Raw genomic sequence first — 20,832 nt, 5'->3', positions numbered from 1 at the left:
TTATAGCGTTGCTTGTTATTAGGGTTGGCTTGCATGGAGCTGGCTTAATAGGCATATTACCGGGATGTTGCCTTGCAGGTTTTAGCTAATTTGTATTGGCTGATAAGAAAAAACTGTTATTATCCTGTGGCGATATCGCAAAACCGCAAGCAGCACAGTGGTGAGGTGCCTGAGCTTATGCTAACGTGCGTAAGCGGGGCTCAGGACTGTAGCCCGACAACGTTGTCAAGAATGCAAGGAGTTCTAACTCAATGGCTATTACTGCACAGCAAAAAATGAACTTGTTAGGTGTTACATCTTTCATGTTCAACTATGCGCCGGACCAAGCGTCCCTGGCGCGCTTTGAAGAAGCTATCGAAGCAAACCCCAGTTTTTACGCTCTCGGAACCAGCTTGGCTGCCACCAGCGCATTCACTAGCCAGTTCCCGGAAGACGCTACCCGTGACGAAAAAATCGATCTCGTTCTGAGCCGTGTTGGCTTGGAAGAAGGTACCGTTGGCTACGATCGCGGCGTTGAATTCATCAATCAACGTCTGAACGACGGCGTACCTGAAGGTCAGGTGCTCATCGAAATCGGCGAAAAGCTGCTGCAGACTCCGCCTCCGGAAGGTCTGGAAGAAGCTGCTGCCGTACTGCGCAACAAAATCGCCGTTAGCGATGCCTACTTGAACAGCGGTATCGAAGGTTACAGCAGCGAAACTCTGCCGAACCTGATTAGCAACGTAACCGCTGACGCAGCCTCTGTAACCGCAGCCGTTGCAGCTATCGGTGAGTTTGAAGCAGAAGAGCCGGTCGATCCGGGTGTTCAGGGTGAAACCTACGTTCTGACCGACGGTCGCGATAACGTTGTTGGTACCGAAAATAACGATACTTTCCTGGCCGACGTAGGTCAGAACCAGAACGGTGCGATCTCCAACGCACTGTCTACTGGTGATCGTCTGGACGGTGCCGGTGGCCGTAACACCATCGAAGCGTCCATGATCCAGGACAACGAAGTTGATGCCGGTGTGAACCAGGCTCCGCGTCCGATCACGCAAAACATCCAGGAAGTTTACATCGAAGCCCTGGAAAGCAATACTACTGACGGTGGCAACGTTGTGCTCGACGCAACGCGCATGGCCAACGTCGAAGAGTATTGGTCCAACTTCAGCCGCAGCGACATGACGTTCTCGGGTGTCAACCTGAACGGCTCTAACCTGAACATCACCAAAGACGTGACGTTCGGTATGCGCGACGTTGATTTCGACTCTGGCCTGCGCGGTGCGTTCGAAAGCCAGTCTCTGGTACGTGCGCCGTCTACTCAGGTTAACTCTCAGCTACAGGTTCGCATCGCGGACGTTAGCACCGAGACCCCGACTACGCCGCTGGCCAACGTTGACCTGAACCTGAGCTTCAGCTTGGGCGACGAAGTTGTCAGCCTCGAAGGTATCCGCTCTACTGACGGCACCTATGCCGGTCTGGTAGAAGCACTGCGTGCCGAGCTCTCTGCTGTAGGCCAGGGCGGTGTCAACGTTGCTCTGTCTACGCCTTACGAGCAAGTAACCGTTGCGGGCAACACCGTTAACCTGCCGTTCACTGCTCAGGAAATCCTGGTTACTGACGCAGACGGTAACGCGTTCAGCAACGTGAACTTCACTCAGCGCGCCATCGAGCCCGTTGCAGACGGCTTCCTGGTAGCAGGTAACGCTCAACCGGTCGATCCTGCATCCACCAGCAACCTGATCGAAACCAACCTGGTTCTCGATAATGCTGGCCGTGGCTCCACCGCGGGCGATGTCACCATCGGTGGTATGTCGAACTCCGGTACCGTTGTCGAGAAGCTGAACCTGGAAGTTGATCGCAATAGTAAAGTGGCTGAAGTGTTCTCAGCTTCCGGTATGGGTCATGGTGCTTTCAATACTGGCACCGAAACCCGTGTTGCCTTCGAGCAGATCGAAGTGACTTCTGGTGCGGCTCAGGGTGATCTGTCCATCGAAAACGTAGGCAACGTCTACAACTTCGACGCGACTGCTTTTGCTGGCCAGAACCTGGACGTTACCGGTGTAGCAGGCCTCAACCGCGATGGCGGTGACTGGGTGCCGAACGCCGAAGCACGTGCGCACGTGTACAACACGGCTAACGATGCAGGCAGCAACGACACCGTTACCGTAGCTTACTCGCACGACAAGGCGGCTGAGTTCAACGGTTTCTCACTGGCGATCAACACCGGTGAAGGTGATGACACCATTCACACTATCGCTGTGAATACTGGTGGCAACAACCTGCCCAACCAGCAGGACCTGCAGCAGAACGTCAACATCAACGCGGGTAACGGTAACAACACCGTATGGGCCGAAGGCGCTGGTGGTATCACCATCACTTCTGGTACCGGTGCTGACACCATCTACACCGATAACAGCGGCGCGTCGTTGATGACTGACGAATCGCTGGCTGCTACTTGGGTAGTAAATACTCAGGCAGATGCCGATGGCACACGTGATTTCGACAACCTGCGTGGCAACACTGCTGAGCTCGCCTCTGGTGTGGGTTCTACACCTGCATTGCTGGCTAATGCACAAGTAACGGTTGCTTTCTCTGGCGCGGCAGCTGGTGGTGCGTTGACCAGCGGTGCAGCGGTTGCAAACCAGAACGGTTTTGAAAGCACCGTTAGCTTGAACGACATTCTGGGCGACCGTGTTTTCGGTACTCAGACTGACGTCAATGCGGCTATCATGCAGGCGATCAACAGCAACTACGTGCTGAACAAGCTGCTGCAAGCCGAGCTTGGTCCGGACAACAGCCTTGTGATTCGCTCCATGATCGATGGTGAGTTCTCCGCTGAAGACCTGTCTATCAACGTGTTCAACAACTACCAGGTTGGTGAAAGCACTAACGCTGATCAGCGTTTGGTTTCTGCCATTCGTGAAGAAGCAAACAACTCTGAGTTGGCCGTTGATCTGCAGTCCGTCATCGACGGTTCTACTGCGGCAGCGAACAGCGTATCGGGCATGGTCGGTAGCGATGATTCCAGCGTGCTGGCACAGCGCGATGGCACAGACCTGACTGGTACTCAGTCTATCGCTGATAACACCGGTAACATCGTTAATGCTGGTGCAGGTAACGACGTAATCGTTCTGTCTTCTAACGACATCAGCAGCGAAACCGTCCAGTTCACCGGTTACAACAACGGCGTTAACACTATCGTTAACTTCGATAGCGTTTATAACACTGATGACGGTGATGACGGTGATGACGCTGGCGTAAATGCTGGTGCAGATCTGCTGGACTTCTCTGCTTACCTGAACACGCTGACCAGCAACAGCGGTAGCGTTGAGTCGCAGGAACTGGTCGGCTACACAGTTGCCGATACGTCGGGCGCTCTGTCTGCTAACAGCGTATCCATCGTTGACTTTGATGGTACTGGCTCAGTGTTCAACGGCATGACCAGCGGTAACCTGCTGGCGGCGTTGAACGGCACAGGTGACACCGACTTCGGTGCTCTGGGTGCAAACACCAGCCTGGCCACCATTGGTGGCGGTGAGTTTGTTGGTAACACCTACGATTCCGTGCTGATGATTCAAGACGGTCTGAACGAAGGTCGTTACCAAGCATGGGATGTGACTGTTGGCCAGACCGCCGACGGCGCTGGCTCAGCCGTTGCAACTAATGCGCAGCTGATCGGCACCTACGACTTTGGTGCTTCTCTGACTGGTCTGGACGACGCTTCTCTGGTTGCCTAACGGCGCTGGTGTTGTGTTGACGCCCAAGCGGCAGCTTTTGCTGCTTGGGTAACAGACAAAACCCCGATCCTTGGATCGGGGTTTTTTATTTGAAACGCCGCTACTTTTCGAAGTACTTTGCACCTGTGGTAGTATGAGCCCATTTGGAGAAGTCTATGACGATGTCGCATTACGTTCCTTTGCAGGCTTCGCAACACCGCGAGGCCGGTTTTGCCGCTACTGGCTATGAGTTCGCCTTGGAACAACCCGTGGTGCCCGTAGTGGTGGAGGAGTTGCCCGAACTGGTAGCCACCATGCCGACAGGATTTATACGGCGTGAGAGTGGTGCCTTTGAACTGATAGGGCTACAAGCGCTGGAAGGGGGGAAGAACGTTTTCGTTCATACTAACGGGCGTTGGATCGGCGGATATCGACCCGCCATGTACCGCGCTTACCCTTTTAAGGTGATGAACGATACCCAGGCTCAGCGGTGGGTGCTTTGTATAGACGAAGCCGCCCCCGGATTCAGAACCCACGCCGATACCGACGACATGCCCTTTTTCGATGCCGAAGGCCAGCCCACGCATCAGATGACAAAGACGCTAGCGTTTTTACAAAATCTGGAGCGCTCCCGCGAGGTTACCAATCGTCTGGTAGCACAGCTCGATGAGGCGGGCCTGATAGCCCCTTGGCAGATCGAGCTATCCCGGGAAAAGCAGGAAAACGCGCGAGTAGAGGGGCTTTACCACGTACATGAAGCTGCTCTTAAATCGCTCTCCGGTGAACAACTCGCAAGCTTGGCTCAAACGGGTGCGCTGGCCATGGCTTATACCCAGTTGTTATCCGAGCATCGCTTATCAGTGCTACAAAAGTTATATACGTTGCGTCAAAAAGCGATTGACGAGGACCAAAAAGTCGATCTTGAAGAGCTGTTCGATAATAGCGGAGACGATTTCAGCTTTGATTTCGATAGTTAATACGTTTAAAGGAGGCATATATGCAAGAAACACAAACCGTTACGTTAGATGGCGTAGAATATTCGCTGGATCAGCTCAATAATGCTGCCAAGCTGCAGCTGTCACATTTGCGTCAAGCAGATCAGGAAATTACCAGGCTGAAACAGCAATTGGCGATTGCTCAGACGGCTCGCTCAGCTTACGCACAGTCGCTAATGGGCGACTTGCCAGAGTAACTGCATTGGATGCAATCGAGTCAATCAAAGGTTTTTTTATAAGGCCCCCCTTGGGCCTTTTTTCATAAATATTCGACTAATGAACGCGCCGCCATTTTAATGGTAGTCCGTGGTTTTCATACCGGGCACTCATTTGAACCAAATAATCGGGATAGGGCTCTAATTCATTAGAGAAGTTTACTCGATTGGAAATTGCCTTCATTGTAGCTTTAGAGTCAGGTGTCATGCCAAAATTGCCCAAAAGCATTACGCTCGATGGTCGCCGTTACCCCACTTGGGCGTTGACTGCGCAGGCGCAGACCCACATTGTAAATATCCATGAAGTCGACGCACATATGAGCGTATTGCAGACGCGTTTGGAATATCAGTATCGCGTACGTGAGTTTCTGGAAACACAGCTTCGTCAAGCACTGGAGACATCGCCAGATGCAGAGAAGGAGTCGCGTTATTTTTGGCATATAGTGCCGGCCGAGTGGTTTAAATCTTGCTGGCCGTCTTCGTCGGCTCCTTTGGATTTGAGTCTATTGGAAGCCGCTAACCTTTATCAACCACAGGACCGCTTGGTGCTCTATGCCAAGGGGCAAGGGGCCATAGGCTGGGGAGAGGTCCACGATACATCGTCGGGCCAAGTGCTTGAGTGGCGTTGCCGTGCGCACCGGTCGGAGGAGGCGGTAACCGCCAAAACGGTGAAGCTTTTTCGTATGCGTCATCCGACCCGCCGTTCTCAGCGTATACCTGAGAAGGCGGACATCGATGGGCTACTCAGTACCATGGCGTCTAATATGGTCTCGACGTAGCCCTGTGTAAACAGCTTCGTTGAAGCTGCATAAACTGCTACACTAGTGCGGTTTTTTATTTATGCTAATGGAGCTCGCAATGGCGAAGGAACAATCTCAAACGGTTACTATCGATAATCGTGAATATAACCTCGATGACCTGTCTGACAACGCGCGTAACCAGCTGATGAACCTCCGCGTTACCGATCAAGAAATTCAGCGGCTCAATCATCAGTTGGCCATTGCTCAGACTGCGCGTACGGCCTATGCCAACGCGCTCAAGCAGGAACTTCCCAAGCAGAAAACGCATTAATGAGATGCCTAAAGCCCTCCATCAATAGAGGGCTTTTTAATACCCGTGGTATGCAGGCGAAGATCAAGTAAAAGCTTGCTAAATGATCATCGGATTACACTCCGCACAATTTTATCTCGGTGCAGGGTGGTGAATGCGACCCCTTAGAGCTCTTTATGGCTCGATCCTTTAAATTTTAGTCGTCTCACCAATGGAAAGTCGTCGAGTATTTTTGGTAACGAAATCAGCGTTTTTTATATATTAGTACATCATATTTGGCTGATTTTTGCCGACGAATCACGTGGCACTGGTTTTATGATGACTTCTCGTTTTAACTGGCTGGTTTGATGATGTGTTTTAAATAGCATTTATTGTCATAGCTAACTGCCAAGGCGCTTATTGGTTAAAATATTTTAAATTAGCTTACGCATGAGTGATTAGTATTGGCCTATGTCTCGTTCTCTATTTAATTCATTGAATATTGTAAAAGTATTTGGCGCTTTACTGGTGATGGCTTCACATTACGGGCCGGTGTATATAGGTCTCTCGTTTTACAGTTACGGCACGGGCTGCTTTTTTGTTGTTACCGGCTACTATGCTCTCAACTGGGAGCGTAGTCGAGGCATTTACTACGTGACAAAGCGCCTAGTGCGCCTTTATCCAGCTTTTTTGGTGGCAGTGCTGGCCTATCTACTGACAAAGCAGATACCGCTGGAATCGTGGCCGCGTCTAATTACGCATCATCTAACGTTCCTATTGAGTACGCCGGACCGCGATACCGTATTTGCGCTGAATCCTCCTTTTTGGTCGCTACCCGTATTTTTTACTTTTTTTGTTCTAATCGCCTTCTTGCCCCGCTTTGTGCCGAAAGGCTGGCAGGTTGTGGGCTTGTTAGTGTTGGCGGTGGCGACTGTTAAATGGGGGGCGACTGAGTGGCGTGATGGTTACATTGAACTTTGGGCGGTGCCGCTCCACCTGTATGCGTTTTGGCTGGGGGGGTGGCTTGGTCATCTAGCGCACCATACTCCGCGCAAGGCAAATAGCGCTTTCACACTAATTGCCTGCGCCTTGATGGTTCTCATCGTTATGTGTGGCGCTTACTATACGGTACTGATTTCTCTTTTTTTTAATGAAGAGGGATTTTATTATCGTGGTGTAATGGTGTTTTTATATGGTGCGCTGCTTTGGTCGGTACTTCATATTCCCCGAATGCAAGAGAGGCTACCCGTGTTGAACTTTCTTGGAACCATTAGTTTCGGCGTTTACTTATTTCATAACCTTCCGGTTTATTGGTTCGAGCCGGGGGTGACAGGCCCTTGGGGAGCGCTTTTTGCCGCTGTTGTTTCGTTGTTGCTGGCCTGGCTTTCCTGGCGTTTTATCGAGTCACCTATTCAATCATGGTGTAAGCCCAGATTAGCCAGTCTGCATTGAGAGCAGTCGATAAGTATTCAGTTTTAGCTATACCTAAAAGAAGCTGGTAGTATGCTGCGCTATTTTGGAGCACATTTTATGCGGCGACTCATTCATTTATTTACTCGCGACACCTTTCAGCCCTTGCGTTTTCTGCTTGTCGGCGGGATGGCGACGGCGACCCATATGCTGGTAGCAGCTTTGATGTTTGCGTTGTACGCGGCTCCTTCCCCTTACCTGGTCAATGTGCTGGCATTTCTGGTGGCGTTCATGGTTTCTTTTTATGGTCACCGCCATATTACCTTTAAGACCGCTGGTTCCTTGCGCCGCTTTTTGTTAGTGGCAGTGGGCGGCTTTCTGGCAAACAATGCGATTCTGATGGGCTGCCTCACCGCTGGTGTCAATAGTTTAGCTGCTGTAATCATCGCCACGGCATGCGTGCCGGTACTGACTTACCTTGCTTCGTCACTTTGGGCCTTCAAGAAAAAAGAGAGCTGATCTGTATGCAAAACACCCTTTCGCTAATCGTTCCTATCTTTAACGAAGAGGTCTCAATCGCGCCTTTCCTGGAAGCGGTTGAAAGCCACTTGGCAACGTTACCTGCCGAGTTGGAAATCCTGTTCATCGATGATGGCTCGACAGATCGAACGGTTGCTGAACTTCAGAAGGCCCAGCAACTGGATTCCCGAGTCCGCTATGTCAAGCTGTCGCGCAACTTTGGCAAGGAAGCCGCCATGACAGCAGGGCTTGATTATGCACGTGGCGATGCCGTCATCCCGATGGATGTGGATCTTCAGGATCCGCCTGAGCTAATTCATGAGTTCTATCGACTGTGGCAAGATGGGTACGATACGGTATATGGCATGCGCCGTGACCGCAATGAAGATTCGCCCGGTAAGCGCAGGTCTGCAAGCATGTTTTACCGAGTTTTCAATTGGCTTTCACATACCGAAATTCCGGCAAATGCAGGAGACTATCGGTTAATGAGTCGCCGCGTAGTAGAGGCGTTAAGGCAACTACCCGAACGCAACCGTTTCATGAAAGGTATGTTTGCTTGGCCCGGGTATCGCTCCATCGGGGTTGAGTATAGCCGACCTGCCAGGCATGTTGGAGAAACCAAATGGAATGCCTGGAAGCTATGGAACTTTGCCCTCGACGGTGTTACCAGTTTTTCCACTTGGCCGTTGCGGGTTTGGTCTTATGTAGGCATATGTATTGCCGTGTTAAGTCTTTTTTATATGTTATTCATTATAGCGCGTACCCTGATTTTCGGGGTTGATTGGCCTGGTTATGCTTCTATCATGTCCGCTATTTTGTTTTTTGGTTCTGTACAGCTTATTTCTATCGGAGTATTGGGAGAGTACGTAGGGCGACTCTATATCGAAAGTAAACAAAGACCTGTTTACCTGACGGATGAGCAAGATGAACATTAAGGCTTGGCAGAACGGTTGGCTTTTGCTGGTGCTGTTCTTGAGTGTCTTGGGGGTTCAGATGGCGGCAGGGCCGGCATTGAACTCGGACGATGAAATGTATGCTGCAGTTGCCAATAGCGGCGATATTGTCGGCTGGCTGATCAGTCGTTATGCCAGTTGGTCTTCGCGCTCTTTGATAGATCTGATTACCATCCTGCTGGTGAGACATGAAACGCTGTGGATGGTGATGAATGCGCTCGTCATCACGGGAATGGGTATGGCGATGTCTGCGCTAGCCAGCCGCGACGGCCTTATATGCGCTAACCGGACGGCGTTGGTGTTAGCGTGCTTTTGGTTGATTCCGGCAAATATGATGCATTGGAGCGTCTGGTGGTTAACGGGCTCCATCAATTATCTGTGGCCTGTTACAGCCTCGTTGGTCTACTGGGCCATAGTAAGGTACGAAATTATCGCCTCGAAGACCGCTTTCCCGGTATTCGTAGTGGGGCTGGCACTGCTGTTGTTTAGTGCTTTCAGTGAGCAGATCATGGTCATCAATTTCATTGTTCATGGTTTCGTATTTTGCTTATTGAAACGGGACTATTTCAAAAATAGAGCCGCTATTGTCGGGTTGTTGGTCAATGGTATCGGACTTGCATTTTTTGTGTTTTGCGATGGTAACGCAGGCAGGGCGTTGTTTTCTGCACGGGAGTATTTCCCCGAGTTTCTGCAAATGGGGTTGATGGAAAAAGCCTATTTTGGCATTAGTCTGGGTCTATATCAGTTTTTTTATATGGGAAGTTGGGTGAGCGTTATTTTCTGCTTTGTTATTGCCTTGCGCTACGACGCCAAGCATGCAAAGCACATCGCGTTAGTCAGTATGATTTTTATCATGATGACCTCTGGTTATCTGCTTGGCTATACCGGTTCCGGTTTTTCCAGGTTGACCGATAATATTGACTTTATCGGCGGTGTTTACCAAATAGATTACCACGAGGCATTCACTAACGATTTTTACAGAGCAATGACCTTTGGCTTAATGTTTGCTAGTGCTCTTGGCGTAGCACTATTGGGTAATATGGTGTCGTTTAGTCGGTTTTCTTTTCAACAACCGTTAGAATGGATGTCGGTCAACCGCTTATTACTCTTTGTACTATCGTTTATACCTTCCTGCATGCTAGGGTTTTCTCCCACCATGTATGTTTCCCAGGAAAGGGTGTTGTTCGCTTCGACCGCTATTTTACTATTGCTTATTACAATGATCGCCGGCAGAACAAGGTACAGCTGGCATTTTTTTGCTGCTGCTACCGTGGTAGCCTATTTCACGTATGCAAAATAAGCTTGTCTAGACAACAGTAGTGGCCGTGGCGTTAGTTAAAATTAGATGATAACGTCGCGGCTTTTATTAACATGAGCTTCTTTAAGGCATAGTGCGCTCAGGGTGCGAGCCAGTCGGTATAGATTTCATCAATGCTTAGCGATTGGTAGTACTCCAGCTCGCGCTGGGTATTGACCGTATGAACGTAGGTGGATATGCCAGCCTCGCTCAGAGCGTGGCCGTCGCCGCGCTCGGCCATTCGGCGGGGCATGGCCAGGCCGTAAAGCTCCATACTATTCGCCATTGCCAGTAAGTCGTTTGGCGGTATAGGAAACATTTGGTAAAGCCCCCAAATGACATCGCTATAGCCCAGCGCGCGAACCTGTTGGTAGTGGTCAGGTGTGTAGATCTGGGCGATCACGTGCTCGCCAACCCGATCGAACTGTTTGGCCAGAAGTGCCAACCCTCGCACCACATCCTCTTTTAAATCCGGCACCAGGCGTTTGTCCGGGTTCTCCTTTAACCACTGAACCAGGGTTTCCAGGGTACAGCTTTGGACGTAGGGGTTGTCATCCACGAGTTGCTCGAATTCGGCCAGGGTCGGGCGTGAGGTAAAGCGGCGTTGAAAAATCCATTCGGCGTTGTAATGCCAGTCGTGCAGGCAGACGAGTTGGTCATCGGCCGTCCAGAGAAGGTCGATCTCGAAAAGGTCGAAATGGTCGCGATTGAAGTCAAGTGCTTCCAGGGAGTTCGTGTAGGCCCAGTTGTTGTACCCTCCACCGGCGTGGGCAATACGTGCCACGCTTTCGGAGGAGGCCTGCCCCTCACAGCCAGTGAGAATAAAAATACTGGTCAGTATAAAAATGCGAAAAGCAAACATTAATGATCTCTAGTAATATCCATGGGCGAAAACACGCGGGGCAGATGAGGGACCTCTACTTGCCTTTAGTCGAAAAACTTGTATGAGAACGCCTGCTCAGGTGTCGAAATGTTAGCACGCCGGGTATGAGCACGCTTGGATGGCTGTCTTTTTGTTGAGTATATTTAGGTATGAGTAACAGGTTTTACCCATCGGCTTCGTCTTTCTTATGGCGCTTTTGGATAACACCGCTGGGCTTTTTTGGTGTCTTCCTGACGGTTGCGTTAGCGATTCGTGTCGCGGTACTACAGAATCTTTCCAATGCACTATTGAGCTGCCGCTGGTGTGCCACGCCAGACATTATCAAAGCAGACGTGCCTTACCTTACGGTCTTGGCTTTACTGTTTGGCGTTTCGATGCTAAGAGCCTCGCGGGGATGGGCGCTACTTTGGCGTTTTCCGGCCGTCGTTGGACTTTGGGTCTATACCCTCGATATAGCCACCATGGTGCAGTTTTATAATCGGTTCAGGATTGCCGACGCCCGTATTTACCTGGCAGATGGCCAGTTAGCGTTAAGCGTATTGCAGCAGGCACCCTTAATGGTTACCGCGCTGCTTGTGCTCTTAATGGTGTCAAGTGTGTGGTGGTTGTTCCGAGCGCCGACGCCGTTTAGAGGTCACCGCTTTTTATTGGCAGGCAGTACATTGGCACTAGCGAGTATTGTGCTGCCTCTGTTGTTGCCATCCTCCGCGTACGTACACCAATGGGCACTAAAAAACGTGGTAGCGGCGAACTGGCCTGACGGTGTTGATGTGCCTTACAGCCAGGAAACGCTTCAACGCCTTGGCGAGACCAGCCAGGCAGCTCACTTTTGTTCGATGCAGCCCGCCCAGCGTGACGATATCGTCATACTGGTTTTAGAATCCTGGTCGCCATATCACAGTAAGCGATGGCTAGGGCTAAACGATTGGACTCCTCGGTTGGACGCTTTAGCCGGAGAGGGGCTGTGGTTTTCGCGCTTGCACGCGGGTGGCTTTAACACCAATGAGGGGCTGGTCTCTTTGCTGACCGGCCGACAAATAGTGTTGCCGCTGGTTGAGCCTACGCAAATGGAGGCCTTTGAAGGCGCTTGGGGCGATGCCAAGAAAGCGCTGCCGCATAAGCTTCGAGAGCGCGGCTATCAAAGTAGCTTCTTGACATCCGGGGATCTTGCCTACACTCGCAAGGGAGAGTGGCTTTCGCATATCGGCTTTGGCGAGCTGCACGGTCACGATACCCCGGCCTTCGATGATACACCTCGCCATCATTTTAACGCAGTCGAAGATGCCGTTCTTTACGATCATGCCTTGTCGTTTATTCATCGGCGTCGACAATCCCCGTCCCCACAATTTGTGGTGATTGAAAACGTTAGCACGCACCATCCTTTCGTTCATCCAACGACAGGTGAGCGCAGCGAAGAGCAGGTCTTTCGCTACATGGATGATACCGCTGCCGACTTTGTTGAAGCCTTGAAGCAGCAAGCGTTTTTTGACAATGGAATGTTAGTGGTCGTGAGCGACCACCGGGCGATGACCATGGTCACCAGCGAAGAACAAGCGCTTTTGCAAGCCGCCAGTGCCTCGCAGATCCCTGGATTTATCCTGACGGGAGACAAGCCTCAACAGGAGGTAGAGACGCTCTATCACCAGGCTGACTTGATGCCTACGCTTTTGGAGCATGTCAGTGCGCCTCCTTATTGCCGTCCGAGGTCACCGCGCAGCTTGTTAAAGCCTGCGACTACCTGGCCTGAATGCGTGTTCCATGCAAGGGGGGATCAGCGCGACCGCGTAGATGTATTCTGCCCCCAGGGCGAGGGAAGTATTCGTGTGAACGGCGATGACAGCCGCTTTCTACAGGCACACGGCTTGACCAGTGAGCGCCAGCGCCGTTTGCTGGACCGACTTGTCGAAGAGCGACAATAAGCGCCCGACGACGATCAGCGCGTTGCGACAGGCAGTAGCGCCTTCAGCCCCTTCTTGAGTGGGCCTGTAAATAGAGTTGTGACAGCGTTACCCGACGCCCGGGCGTGTTATGCTTGTGTGCAATTGCCTGCGTTAGCGGGCCCTCATCGAAAGGCCGTTCAAAGGCCGGGTTATAATTTATTGAGTAGGATAAGGCGTTTAATATGAAGCTTTTAGTGACGGGTGGGGCAGGGTTTATAGGGTCTGCTGTCGTGCGATACCTTATTGCCAGTACCGGGCATGAGGTCGTCAATGTCGATGCATTGACCTACGCCGGTAACCTCGAGTCACTCGCCGAGGTCGACAGCAGCGAACGCTACGTTTTCGAACGTGCCGACATCAATGATGCCGCACAGATGGCTGAACTCCTTGAGCGCTACCAGCCCGATGCCGTGATGCACCTGGCGGCGGAGTCTCACGTGGACCGCTCGATCGATGGCCCGGCGGCATTCATTCAAACCAATATCGTGGGCACCTACACGCTGTTGGAAGCCGCCCGTCACTACTGGAAAGACCTCCAGACCCGTGCACCGGAAAAGGCGGCCGCGTTTCGTTTTCATCACATCTCGACCGATGAAGTGTATGGCGATCTGGAGGGGCCCGAAGATCTTTTTACCGAAGAGACTCCTTACGCACCAAGTTCGCCTTACTCGGCTAGTAAGGCAAGTTCCGACCACTTGGTACGGGCGTGGTATCGCACCTATGGGCTGCCGGTGCTCATTACCAACTGTTCCAATAACTATGGGCCGTACCACTTCCCGGAAAAGCTCATTCCGCTGATGATTCTCAATGCTCTGGCGGGCAAAGCGCTGCCGGTATATGGCGATGGTCAACAGGTGCGCGACTGGCTGTTTGTCGAAGACCACGCCAGGGCGTTGGTAAAAGTAGTGACACGGGGTGTCGTAGGGGAAACCTACAACATTGGTGGGCACAACGAGAAAGCCAACCTGGAAGTGGTCGAGACTCTTTGCGACCTGCTACAGGAATTAGTGCCCATCGAGGGGCGCTATCGTGATTTGATCACCTTCGTACAGGATCGCCCTGGTCACGATGTGCGCTATGCCATCGACGCCGATAAAATCGAGCGCGAACTGGGCTGGCGCCCGGAGGAGACGTTCGAAACCGGGCTACGTAAAACCGTTCAGTGGTACCTGGATAACCGGCAGTGGTGGCAACGTGTGCAGGATGGGAGCTACCAGGGTGAGCGTTTGGGTAGTTTGTGATTTGTTAGGAAACGATCGCCTAAGATGTTGACCTAAAGGAATGGGTATGAAGATTTTAATTACCGGTGGCAATGGACAAGTGGGATCCGAGCTTAAACGCCAGTTGGCCACACTGGGTGAAGTGTTGGCGCCCACCCGAACGATACTTGATCTTGCTGAGCCTTGCGCCGTTAACAGCTATCTTGCCAAACACCAGCCTGATGTGATCGTCAATGCGGCGGCCTACACGGCAGTGGATAACGCGGAATCCGACCAGGCAATGGCCACACGCTTGAATGCAACACTGCCACAGCAGCTGGCCGAACACTGTGCTGCGAACAACGCCATGTTGATTCACTATTCCTCTGACTACGTGTATACCGGCAAAGGCAGCAGTCCTTGGCAAGAAGGCGATGCCACCGGGCCGTGTAACGTTTATGGTGAAACCAAGCTGGCGGGCGACGAAGCCATTACTGACAGCGGCTGCCGACATCTGATCTTTCGTACCAGTTGGGTGTATAGCGCCTTTGGAAAAAGCTTCTTGGCCACTATGCTGCGTCTTGGGGGCGAGCGGTCGAATTTGAGTATCATCGATGATCAGATCGGCGCTCCCACACCTGCGCGTCTGATTGCGCTGGTTACCCAGCAAGCGCTGACGAAATGGATCGGTGAGCATGGCAGTCATAGTTTGCCAAGTGGGGTATACCACTTGGCGCCACGGGGGGAGACCAGCTGGCACGGATTCGCCTGCGAGATTTTCAGGGTGGCCAGCAACCTCGGGCTGCCACTTGCAATCTCCCCCGAGGGCGTATCGAGCATCCCGACAGCGGAGTACCCTACGCCCGCCGCCCGCCCGCTTAACTCTCGGCTTGCGGTTAGTAAGCTGGAACGAGCGCTTGGCATTGAGTTACCTGAATGGCAGAACCAGCTGGCGTTAACCGTGGAAGAAATCGCAAGCTCGCGTTAAACCGTGCAAGGAGCAAGGAAGGAAATTATGCAACGTAAAGGTATTATTTTAGCCGGAGGAAGCGGCACGCGGTTGCACCCCATTACTCGTGGTGTATCCAAGCAGCTGCTGCCTATTTACGACAAGCCGATGATTTACTACCCCATCTCGGTACTGATGCTGGCGGGTATTCGCGAAATTCTGATTATTTCAACTCCAGAAGACTTGCCACAGTACGAAAATCTTCTGGGTGATGGCGGCGCGTTCGGCGTACGTTTTGAATACGCTGTACAGCCGAGCCCGGACGGCTTGGCCCAGGCCTTCATCATCGGCGAGGAATTCATCGGTGATGCCCCCGTTTGCCTGGTGCTGGGCGACAACATATTCCATGGTCAGCACTTCTCTGAACAGTTGAAGCGCGCCAGTGATCAACAAAGCGGCGCCACGGTATTTGGCTATTTGGTCAAGGACCCTGAGCGCTTCGGTGTTGTAGAATTCGATGAAGAAGGCACCGCCGTTTCCATAGAGGAAAAACCAGCTAATCCTAAGTCACCTTATGCTGTGACCGGGCTCTATTTTTACGATAATGATGTGGTCAAAATTGCCAAGGAAGTGAAACCTTCCGAGCGCGGAGAGCTTGAAATTACCAGTATCAATAACGCTTATCTCGAACGGGGGGATTTGCGCGTCGAGCGTTTGGGCCGCGGTTTCGCGTGGTTGGATACCGGCACTCACGATAGTCTTTTGGAAGCCAGCCAGTATGTGCAGACCATTGAGCACCGCCAGGGCCTGAAGGTGGCATGTCTGGAAGAGATCGCTTGGCAGCACGGCTGGTTGAGCGAACAGGCGCTACGCGAAAGCGCCAATGCGCTTTCCAAAACCGGTTACGGCCAGTATCTGCTTCATCGTCTGGATGCCCAAGGGAGTCACTAATGCAGGTTGAGCAAACGTCATTACCTGGTGTCGTCATTCTGACGCCCAAAGTGTTCGGCGATGAACGCGGTTTTTTCATGGAAAGTTTTAACCAGAAAGCCTTCGAGGAGGCGACTGGTTGCGCGCGCGAGTTCGTACAAGATAACCATTCGCGCTCCCGGCAGGGAGTCCTGCGCGGTATTCACTATCAGTTGGAACAGCCTCAGGGTAAGCTCGTACGCGTTGTCCACGGTAGCGTATGGGATGTAGCGGTGGATCTACGCCGCGAGTCTAGCCAATTCGGAAAATGGGTGGGCGTTGAACTCTCCGCCGACAATAACCGTCAGTTGTGGGTACCGGAAGGCTTTGGCCACGCGTTTGTCGTGCTATCTGAAACCGCCGATTTTCTTTATAAAACAACTGACTACTACCACCCCGCATCCGAGCGAAGTATCCGCTTCGATGATCCAGAGCTCGGCATAGAGTGGCCCAAGCTGCCCGTGGAGTTCGCGCTTTCAGATAAAGACCTGGCTGCCAGTGCGTTTTCTAAAGCTGATGTATATGAAGAGTAGCTAACCACTGGTTCGTTCGGTGATGTTGGCCTGCGCCAGCCTCCTTAGGGGCTGGCGCTTTTATGAACTGCTTTGGCTTCTACCCGGGTTTTACCTTATGAATCAACCCATGGACGTAAGCACGTCGTGGCTCCAAATGGTTATCAATGTAACGGTTTTCATGATGGGGGCATTGTCACTCATCGTGCCTTCAGGTTACTCCATTGGCGCGGTGGTCCTGTTGCTTACTTCATTCGTTCTGCTCTTTGAACGCTTTCCCTGTACGCTCACTGGTCGCGACAAAGCTGTCATCACCGTATTGATACTTTACGCTCTAATAGTCGGCGCGCTCTCCGCCCTGGATGTAGGCGCACGAGGCTTTGATCGTCCGTCGCGGTTTTTGCTGGCAATACCCGTACTCTTGTTGATTTTGCGTAAACCGCCACGGCTTGAGTACCTGTGGTCGGGCCTCGCGTTTGGTGCAATGGGAGCTGGAAGTTGGGCCATTTGGCAAAAGCTGGTATTGGGGGTCGAGCGAGCGGGAGGGTTTCTTCATGTAATTCAGTTTGGCAACCTTAGTATGCTAATGGGCGTCCTCTGCTTTGCAGGTCTTGGCTTTGCATTTATGCAGCGTCACCGAAGCTTGTGGATTTCACTACTGTTAATCGCTGCCTTGTTGGGCATGCTGGGGTCACTGCTGTCAGGTAGCCGAGGAGGGTGGATAGGGCTACCTTTTGTCGGGTTTGTGTTGTATCGCGGTTACGGCCGTCAGCTGTCCCTTCAAGTGAAACTGGTCGCTGTTACGCTAATGCTGACTTTGGCCGTTACCGTTTACGCCTTACCGCAAACGGGGGTTCATCAGAGGGTGCATACCGGCATCGAAGATGTAACGCAATTCATGGGTGGCGGCGAGCGTAATACCTCTCTTGGGCTTCGCTTTGAAATGTGGCGCGGCGCTGGGCAGTTAATCGCCGAGCGGCCGCTTCTTGGCTGGGGCGAAAAAGGCTATACCCAAGCGATGATCGAGCTAAGCCAAAGCGGCGTCATTATACCTGGGGCGACAGATTTCGATCACGCCCATAACGACTTTATCGACGCCGCCGCCAAACGCGGGGTGGTGGGGCTTTTGGTTCTGCTGGCGCTTTATATCATTCCGCTTAAGTTGTTCGCCTCCGGGCTTAACCATCCGGATTTAGAGGTACGCTCGCTGGCCGTGGCCGGCAGTTTGCTGCCGGTAGCGTATATCGATTTTGGCCTTTCCCAAACATTTTTGGCGCACAACAGCGGCGCCATGTTTTACGCTTTTTGGCTAGCGCTTTGGTGGGGGAGTTTTAGCGCTTACCAAAAGCGTGCCGCTCGACAGGCACGGCCGTAAGCGCAAGGTGCGCTCATGGCCGTGCCCCTGGCGTTACCAGCCGCTCTGACCCTCGAGCAGGCTGAGCACATTGTTGTTGATCGGCAGTTTGAAATCGGCGCTGCCGAGCACCATGGCGTCCCCGGCCCGCACCACGCGGGTACTTACGTAGATAAAATCCTGCCCCTGGGCGTAGGTACCCATCAAGATCGAGCGCGCGTTGTTCTGCGCGCTTAGCCGCTGAACCTGGCGGGAAAGAATCAGCTCGCCCACGCTCTCTTCGATGAACATGCTGTCGCGCATTTTGACTTCGCGTACCTGCATGCCCTGTTGGGCAAGGGCTGAGGCCATGATTTCCGAGCTGATCCGTCCAAAGGTCGACGACTCAGTCAGATTATCGATGCTGACGAAAGTCGCCGCGATCATCGGGCTGTACCGGGTCAAGTCCGGGTTGTTGGCGATCATGGTCATCGCGGCCTCGTGGGCCAGGTCGGATAGATCCGGCGGCGGCGGGGGCGGATTGGCATTTCGCTGGTTGATGCCCGCGCAGCCGCTTAGTAACAGCACGCACAGGGCAAAAAGCGCCAGGCGCCAGTGGGCACGGCGCGTAATGAAGGCAAACGGTGAAGAAATCATGGCGTGCATGGCCTTACCAGGTATTGGTGAGTGGGATAGAGGGCTCGACAGGGGTATGGTATACCCGGCGCGGCGCGTATTGGTGGCGATCACCCTTATTGATGTAGTAGATATTGGAAGAAGAGTACAGGATGCGCTCGCCATCGATGATCTGCGTCGTGACGATGATCTCTTCGTTGCCGGTGTGCGTCCAGCTGCCGCTGGTGATATCCGCCGCGATCCCCGCCGGAATCAGCCCCAGCGCCGGTTCGCTCCAGCGGTTGATCGGAATCGTGGCCACGGCGATACCCGCCGTTAGTGCGGTGAACGCGCCTACCGGCGGGCGGATAAAGCCGCGATCGCGATGCTCGACGACCTCGACATCGATAACGACCTCGGCGCTGTTATCGGTGGGGTTCATGGTCACGTTGGCGCCTCGGGTGACCAGCTCGCTGGTCAAAAAGGTGCGGAAACCGCGGCCAAACTCGCCGCCGCTGTAGGCTACGTAGCCGTCCGGCTCTTGGTCTTGAATATGTAGGTCGCGAAACCGTACGCGCTCGCGCTGAAGGATCTGGCCCGCTTCATGGCGTGCGAGTATTTCCCAGTGGTGAGCGGCCTGCATGCGCTGCTGCTCGGAATAGGGATAGGTTGTCGCAATCGGCGCTTGCGAGGTATTGGCGTAAAAGCAGCCGCTCAGGGTAAGACTCAACAGTCCCACGCCAAGCGCGCCTCTCAAACGCGTTGTTCCAGCTAAAAGGCGGGTATACACCGGCTAGTTCCTTCTCTTCACAAAAGGTGTTTTTGATAGACTTGTCGGCCACGTCTATATTCCATCGGCCAACGGGTAGAAAACTTGAATGAGTAGAGACACCTATGCTTGAAGACCACCGCGGAGGTCCGCGCCACGACTCGTTGCTGTCCGCGTACCCGTCGGACGATGGCAACAGCGGCTGGATGATCAGCTATATCGACATCATGACGCTACTCGTCGCGCTGTTTGTGATCATTATCGCCGCAGCGAATGTAAGTCCTGGCTGGTCAAACGACGACCCGCTGGATTTATCCACCAGCGACGCGCCGGACACTCAGCAGCCCGAGCTTCGCGTGCCATTGCCGGAAACGCTAGAGCGTACCCCCGCGCCAGCGGCGTGGGGGCTGAGTCCCGCCGCCATTAGCGCCTCGCTTGGCGTGGTGGGGCCGTTACCTCGCAGGCCCATAGCGTCGCCGGCACAAGTGCCGGTAGAAGCCCTTCCACCCCCTGCGCTGCTGGCCCGCCTGGCGCCTGGCGCTCAAGTCGATGCGCTGGATATTGACGAGCCTGCGGCGGTTTTTGAGTGGCTGCTTCCCACGCCGCTCTTTACCGCCCAGGCCACGGCACGCCAAGGCAACGCTACACGTCTAGCGGGCAACTCGGCCCTGGCCGACTACATGGTGATTCTAACCGATCAGCCGCCGGTAAACGCGATTGCCTTGAGCGACGAGGCCATCGAAGGGGCGGTGAGCGCCGCCGAGGGCTTGAACGAGCGCGTCGCCGACTCGCTTTATCTGCCAAGTTTGGAGGGGGTCGAAGTAGCGCGTGTCGCCGAAGGGATTAGCCTGCGTGTGCAGGATCAGCTGCTATTTCCCTCGGCCACCTCGGAGCTCACCGAAAGCGGCGCTTCTTTGGTGGATAGCCTGCTGGAAACCATTCAGCGCTTTGATGGCGAGGTATGGGTCGAAGGCCACTCGGATAGCCAATCGATCAATACGCCGGAGTTTTCCTCCAACTGGGCGCTCTCCAGCGCCAGGGCCATCGCCATTGTCGAAGCGCTCGAAGCAGCCGGCGTCGAGGCTTCGCGGTTGCGGGCGGTGGGGCTCGCCGCGACGCGGCCACTCGAGGACAACACCACGGCGGATGGCCGCGCGAGAAACCGCCGGGTCGAGGTCGTCATTCACGTGGAGTAACGTACCGGCAAAAAAAGACCCGCCGGGGGAGGGCGGGTCACTAAGGGCTTGGCTCGATGTATTCTGCTGGCGTCAGGTGAGGGGTGTACAAGGCCGCCAGCAGGTACAAGTTGAGTATAGGCATTTTGGCGTTTCTGCCAAGCATTTTTTGAATGTTTTTTTATGCCTTGTTAAAGCCTTGTTAAAGTTTTACCGTTTTTAAGTGATAACCCACGAGGCATCGAGCCAGAATGCGAGAATTCATTTGCATCAATGTGGTGCAAAGTAGCTGCCCCGTTCTGGTGCTCGTAACTTTGCGGCACAGCACTCGCTTTTTATCTTTTTGAAAGTAAAGAAAATACGCTGTGTGGC

19 protein-coding genes are annotated in these 20,832 nt (G+C 53.2%); 16 read left to right on the top strand and 3 right to left on the bottom strand.

Annotated features, from left to right (window positions below):
* Positions 1-251: 251 nt before the first annotated feature.
* The 9 genes from ACWHXT_RS11300 to ACWHXT_RS11260 all read left to right on the top strand — a co-directional run bounded on the left by ACWHXT_RS11300 (position 252) and on the right by ACWHXT_RS11260 (position 10,119).
* Complete coding sequence (locus ACWHXT_RS11300) at positions 252-3,719, top strand: beta strand repeat-containing protein (protein WP_447955907.1); 3,468 nt, start codon at positions 252-254, stop codon at positions 3,717-3,719.
* Positions 3,720-3,874: 155 nt separating this feature from the next.
* Positions 3,875-4,675 (top strand): SapC family protein, encoded by an 801-nt coding sequence (locus ACWHXT_RS11295; RefSeq protein WP_447955906.1) that lies wholly within the window; start codon positions 3,875-3,877, stop codon positions 4,673-4,675.
* 20 nt (positions 4,676-4,695) lie between these two features.
* Positions 4,696-4,890, top strand: coding sequence for a DUF6447 family protein (locus tag ACWHXT_RS11290; protein WP_447955905.1), 195 nt, complete (start codon positions 4,696-4,698; stop codon positions 4,888-4,890).
* A 185-nt stretch (positions 4,891-5,075) separates the two neighbouring features.
* Positions 5,076-5,687 carry a hypothetical protein gene (locus tag ACWHXT_RS11285; RefSeq protein ID WP_447955904.1) on the top strand — a complete coding sequence of 204 codons (612 nt, stop codon included), beginning with the start codon at positions 5,076-5,078 and terminating at the stop codon, positions 5,685-5,687.
* A 79-nt stretch (positions 5,688-5,766) separates the two neighbouring features.
* The gene (locus tag ACWHXT_RS11280; protein ID WP_447955903.1) at positions 5,767-5,979 is read left to right on the top strand and encodes a DUF6447 family protein; all 213 of its coding nucleotides are present in this window, start codon (positions 5,767-5,769) and stop codon (positions 5,977-5,979) included.
* Positions 5,980-6,408: 429 nt separating this feature from the next.
* Positions 6,409-7,389 (top strand): acyltransferase family protein, encoded by a 981-nt coding sequence (locus tag ACWHXT_RS11275; protein WP_447955902.1) that lies wholly within the window; start codon positions 6,409-6,411, stop codon positions 7,387-7,389.
* Positions 7,390-7,440: 51 nt separating this feature from the next.
* Positions 7,441-7,866 (top strand): GtrA family protein, encoded by a 426-nt coding sequence (locus ACWHXT_RS11270; protein ID WP_447955901.1) that lies wholly within the window; start codon positions 7,441-7,443, stop codon positions 7,864-7,866.
* A 5-nt stretch (positions 7,867-7,871) separates the two neighbouring features.
* Positions 7,872-8,801, top strand: a complete 930-nt coding sequence (locus tag ACWHXT_RS11265; RefSeq protein ID WP_447955900.1) for a glycosyltransferase family 2 protein — start codon at positions 7,872-7,874, stop codon at positions 8,799-8,801.
* Positions 8,791-10,119 carry a DUF6056 family protein gene (locus ACWHXT_RS11260; RefSeq protein WP_447955899.1) on the top strand — a complete coding sequence of 443 codons (1,329 nt, stop codon included), beginning with the start codon at positions 8,791-8,793 and terminating at the stop codon, positions 10,117-10,119. The genes ACWHXT_RS11265 and ACWHXT_RS11260 overlap by 11 nt, the downstream gene beginning before the upstream one ends.
* A 97-nt stretch (positions 10,120-10,216) precedes the next feature.
* Here ACWHXT_RS11260 and ACWHXT_RS11255 read toward each other — a convergent pair whose 3' ends face one another.
* The gene (locus ACWHXT_RS11255) at positions 10,217-10,978 is read right to left on the bottom strand and encodes a glycerophosphodiester phosphodiesterase family protein (RefSeq protein WP_447955898.1); all 762 of its coding nucleotides are present in this window, start codon (positions 10,976-10,978) and stop codon (positions 10,217-10,219) included.
* Positions 10,979-11,148: 170 nt separating this feature from the next.
* Here ACWHXT_RS11255 and ACWHXT_RS11250 point away from each other — a divergent pair, with 170 nt between their 5' ends.
* The 6 genes from ACWHXT_RS11250 (at position 11,149) to ACWHXT_RS11225 (ending at position 17,943) form a co-directional block, all read left to right on the top strand.
* The gene (locus ACWHXT_RS11250) at positions 11,149-12,918 is read left to right on the top strand and encodes an LTA synthase family protein (RefSeq protein WP_447955897.1); all 1,770 of its coding nucleotides are present in this window, start codon (positions 11,149-11,151) and stop codon (positions 12,916-12,918) included.
* 203 nt (positions 12,919-13,121) lie between these two features.
* Entirely contained in the window at positions 13,122-14,180 is a 1,059-nt protein-coding gene (gene rfbB, locus ACWHXT_RS11245) for a dTDP-glucose 4,6-dehydratase (protein ID WP_447955896.1), read from the top strand.
* A 46-nt stretch (positions 14,181-14,226) separates the two neighbouring features.
* Positions 14,227-15,126, top strand: coding sequence for a dTDP-4-dehydrorhamnose reductase (gene rfbD / locus ACWHXT_RS11240; protein ID WP_447955895.1), 900 nt, complete (start codon positions 14,227-14,229; stop codon positions 15,124-15,126).
* A 27-nt stretch (positions 15,127-15,153) separates the two neighbouring features.
* The gene (gene rfbA, locus ACWHXT_RS11235; RefSeq protein WP_447955894.1) at positions 15,154-16,038 is read left to right on the top strand and encodes a glucose-1-phosphate thymidylyltransferase RfbA; all 885 of its coding nucleotides are present in this window, start codon (positions 15,154-15,156) and stop codon (positions 16,036-16,038) included.
* A complete protein-coding gene (gene rfbC / locus ACWHXT_RS11230) occupies positions 16,038-16,589 on the top strand; it encodes a dTDP-4-dehydrorhamnose 3,5-epimerase (RefSeq protein WP_447955893.1) in 552 nt (183 codons plus the stop codon). The genes rfbA and rfbC overlap by 1 nt, the downstream gene beginning before the upstream one ends.
* Positions 16,590-16,698: 109 nt before the next feature.
* Positions 16,699-17,943, top strand: coding sequence for an O-antigen ligase family protein (locus tag ACWHXT_RS11225; RefSeq protein WP_447955892.1), 1,245 nt, complete (start codon positions 16,699-16,701; stop codon positions 17,941-17,943).
* A gap of 33 nt (positions 17,944-17,976) precedes the next feature.
* Here ACWHXT_RS11225 and ACWHXT_RS11220 read toward each other — a convergent pair whose 3' ends face one another.
* Both ACWHXT_RS11220 and ACWHXT_RS11215 read right to left on the bottom strand, forming a co-directional pair.
* The gene (locus ACWHXT_RS11220) at positions 17,977-18,567 is read right to left on the bottom strand and encodes a FlgO family outer membrane protein (RefSeq protein ID WP_447955891.1); all 591 of its coding nucleotides are present in this window, start codon (positions 18,565-18,567) and stop codon (positions 17,977-17,979) included.
* 4 nt (positions 18,568-18,571) lie between these two features.
* Entirely contained in the window at positions 18,572-19,255 is a 684-nt protein-coding gene (locus ACWHXT_RS11215; RefSeq protein WP_447955890.1) for a hypothetical protein, read from the bottom strand.
* A gap of 155 nt (positions 19,256-19,410) precedes the next feature.
* Between ACWHXT_RS11215 and ACWHXT_RS11210 the strand changes: the two genes are divergently transcribed.
* Positions 19,411-20,481 carry an OmpA family protein gene (locus tag ACWHXT_RS11210; RefSeq protein ID WP_447955889.1) on the top strand — a complete coding sequence of 357 codons (1,071 nt, stop codon included), beginning with the start codon at positions 19,411-19,413 and terminating at the stop codon, positions 20,479-20,481.
* The last annotated feature ends 351 nt before the right edge of the window (positions 20,482-20,832 follow it).

The sequence above is a fragment of the Vreelandella halophytica genome (genome assembly GCF_968193635.1).
The sequence above is the reverse complement of the archived record's forward strand: the minus strand, read 5'-3'. Positions and strand labels throughout refer to the sequence as shown.

Coding starts and splice junctions, on each gene's coding strand:
- ACWHXT_RS11295 (WP_447955906.1), top strand. CDS start 3,875: ATGACGATGTCGCATTACGTTCCTTTGCAGGCTTCGCAACACCGCGAG.
- rfbD (WP_447955895.1), top strand. CDS start 14,227: ATGAAGATTTTAATTACCGGTGGCAATGGACAAGTGGGATCCGAGCTT.
- rfbB (WP_447955896.1), top strand. CDS start 13,122: ATGAAGCTTTTAGTGACGGGTGGGGCAGGGTTTATAGGGTCTGCTGTC.
- ACWHXT_RS11210 (WP_447955889.1), top strand. CDS start 19,411: ATGCTTGAAGACCACCGCGGAGGTCCGCGCCACGACTCGTTGCTGTCC.
- rfbA (WP_447955894.1), top strand. CDS start 15,154: ATGCAACGTAAAGGTATTATTTTAGCCGGAGGAAGCGGCACGCGGTTG.
- ACWHXT_RS11250 (WP_447955897.1), top strand. CDS start 11,149: ATGAGTAACAGGTTTTACCCATCGGCTTCGTCTTTCTTATGGCGCTTT.
- ACWHXT_RS11225 (WP_447955892.1), top strand. CDS start 16,699: ATGGACGTAAGCACGTCGTGGCTCCAAATGGTTATCAATGTAACGGTT.
- ACWHXT_RS11300 (WP_447955907.1), top strand. CDS start 252: ATGGCTATTACTGCACAGCAAAAAATGAACTTGTTAGGTGTTACATCT.
- ACWHXT_RS11290 (WP_447955905.1), top strand. CDS start 4,696: ATGCAAGAAACACAAACCGTTACGTTAGATGGCGTAGAATATTCGCTG.
- ACWHXT_RS11280 (WP_447955903.1), top strand. CDS start 5,767: ATGGCGAAGGAACAATCTCAAACGGTTACTATCGATAATCGTGAATAT.
- ACWHXT_RS11255 (WP_447955898.1), bottom strand. CDS start 10,978: ATGTTTGCTTTTCGCATTTTTATACTGACCAGTATTTTTATTCTCACT.
- ACWHXT_RS11260 (WP_447955899.1), top strand. CDS start 8,791: ATGAACATTAAGGCTTGGCAGAACGGTTGGCTTTTGCTGGTGCTGTTC.
- ACWHXT_RS11275 (WP_447955902.1), top strand. CDS start 6,409: ATGTCTCGTTCTCTATTTAATTCATTGAATATTGTAAAAGTATTTGGC.
- ACWHXT_RS11270 (WP_447955901.1), top strand. CDS start 7,441: ATGCTGCGCTATTTTGGAGCACATTTTATGCGGCGACTCATTCATTTA.
- ACWHXT_RS11265 (WP_447955900.1), top strand. CDS start 7,872: ATGCAAAACACCCTTTCGCTAATCGTTCCTATCTTTAACGAAGAGGTC.
- rfbC (WP_447955893.1), top strand. CDS start 16,038: ATGCAGGTTGAGCAAACGTCATTACCTGGTGTCGTCATTCTGACGCCC.
- ACWHXT_RS11220 (WP_447955891.1), bottom strand. CDS start 18,567: ATGCACGCCATGATTTCTTCACCGTTTGCCTTCATTACGCGCCGTGCC.